Annotated in this window: 1 protein-coding gene; it reads left to right on the top strand. The window is 68.4% G+C overall.

Annotation, left to right across the window (positions count from 1 at the left end):
- Positions 1-593 precede the first annotated feature (593 nt).
- Positions 594-2,132: a group II intron reverse transcriptase/maturase gene (ltrA, locus tag AC2A1K_RS35550; protein ID WP_483901063.1), complete on the top strand. Its 1,539-nt coding sequence runs from the start codon at positions 594-596 to the stop codon at positions 2,130-2,132.
- The last annotated feature ends 125 nt before the right edge of the window (positions 2,133-2,257 follow it).

The following is a 2,257-nucleotide window of genomic DNA, read 5'->3' as shown; positions in this document are numbered from 1 at the left end:
TCGGCTGTGCGCCACGAGGCGCTGAGGAACCGTGTGGGAGGAGGAGCCCACCGCGGGCCATCGCAGTGGCCGGTTGACGCTGGAGGCAGGCCGATCCCCGGGTCTGGGGGTGAGGCCGGGAGCAGCCTCGACAACGTAGGGACGGGACGGCACCGCCAGACGGTCTCGTGTCCGCAAGCCAGAACGGGAAGGTGCAAGGAAACTGAACCAGTGGTTGACGCCCCGTGAGTCGTCAGCGGCCTGCCGAACCTGGTGGATGGGCCGCTTCGCGGTGCTGGACAGAGCCGTAACCGATGGCCTGTCCTCTCCGACCGTCCCTAACCCATGGGCGGTCGGAGGCCCGGGCCAAGACTGCGATGCGCGGCCCGTGGCGATGCCGTCGGGGTATAGCTGGGCACCGACACCCGTTGCAGAGGTCCTCAGTGAACGTGGGAAGCGATCCGGTGCTGCCCTCCCCGCCCGCATTCCATGCGGGGCGGCGGGCAGGCGCGACGCCCGCTGTTGGCGCCGGGTCGTGGCGGAGTCGCCGTAGTACTCCGAGCCGGGGAAAGCCCGGCACATGGGAAAGGGCGACAGCGTGAACCGCAGCGGTGATGGTGACGGGGAGGACGTCGTTGAATAGCGACGCGCCGGACGAGCTCGAGCGCGCTCGAGCTCAACGCCGGGTACTCGAGCATCAACGCAAGCTGCACCGATGGGCAAGGGCCGAACCGGAGCGCCGGTTCGGCGACGTGTTCAACTTGGTCTGCGACCAGGCGACGCTGTTGGTCGCCTGGGAGCGGGTGGCAGGCAACCAGGGAGCCAGGACAGCAGGCGTGGACGCGGTCACCCGCTTCCACGTCGAGCAGGGCCGCGGGGTGAGCGTCTTTCTCGACGAGCTGCGGTGCTCGTTGCGGGACGGTTCGTTCATCCCGGCGCCGGTGCGGCAGACCACGATCCCGAAGAGGGGCGGCAAGGTCCGCTATCTGGGGATTCCGACGCTGCGGGACCGGGTGGCTCAGATGGCCCTCAAGCTGGTCCTGGAGCCGATCTTCGAGGTCGATTTCTACCCGTCGAGCTACGGGTATCGACCCGGGCGGCGCGCCCAGGACGCCATCGCCGAGATTCACCACTTCACCCGCAGGCCGTCGACCTACGACTGGGTCATCGAGGGCGACATCACGGCCTGCTTCGACAACGTCGACCACCAGGTGCTCATGGGCCTGGTCGCCGAGCGCGTCACCGACCGCAAGGTGCTGCGCCTGGTCCGCTCGTTCCTGCGGGCCGGGGTTGTCGAGCAACACGGTGGCTTTGCGGCCAGCCTGACCGGCACACCGCAAGGCGGGGTCATCTCCCCGCTGTTGGCCAACATCTACCTCTCGGTGCTCGACCGGCCCTTCGAGCAGGTCTGGGACACCGAGATGAGCCCGCACTGGCGCCGTCAACAACGACGCCGGCGCGGGCAGCCGAACTACCGGCTGGTGCGCTACGCCGACGACTTCGTCGTGCTCGTGCACGGCACGAGGTCGGACGCCGAAACGCTCCGGACCAGGATCGGCGAGCTGTTGTCCAGCAAGCTGGGCATGACCCTCTCGGTCGAGAAGACCCACATCACCCACATCGACGACGGCTTCGACTTCCTCGGGTTCCGCATCCAGCGGCGCACCGGACGCGACGGCCGCCGCGTGGTGCTCACCATCCCCGCCAAGCACACCCTGGCGGCGGTAATGCACAAGATCAAGACAGCGACAGGGCGAGGGACGACCTCGCTGTCGCTGGCGCAGGTGCTGCGGAAGCTCAACCCGATCCTGCGGGGCTGGGCGGCCTACTTCCGCTACGGCGCATCCAAGAAGACGTTCTCCTACCTCGGCTGGTACGCCTGGTGGCGAACGCTCGGCTGGATACGCCGCAAACACCCACGCTGGACCTGGAAACAGCTGCGCCGCCGCTTCTACGGGGCGGACCGCATCACCGCGGAGGGCCTGACCCTCTACAACCCGGCGAAGACGCGCGTCGAGCGCTACCGCTTCCGCGGCGCGCAGATCGGCACGCCCTACAACATCGACGAGGTCAACTCCGACGGAGCGCGGTTCCGCCGGACCAACCACGACGACGTTGCCTTCGTCGGGCAGGTCTCCGAGCTCGTCACCTGACCCCATCGGCACGAACACGTGGAGAGCCGGATGCGCGGGAACGTGCACGTCCGGTTCGGCGGGCGGGGACGGGAAAACCGACAGCCCGAAAGGCTGCACGGCGTCCCGTCCCCGACCCAACACAT

It is taken from the genome of Actinomycetospora sp. 2LY8.5, assembly GCF_057180585.1.
The sequence above is the reverse complement of the archived record's forward strand: the minus strand, read 5'-3'. Positions and strand labels throughout refer to the sequence as shown.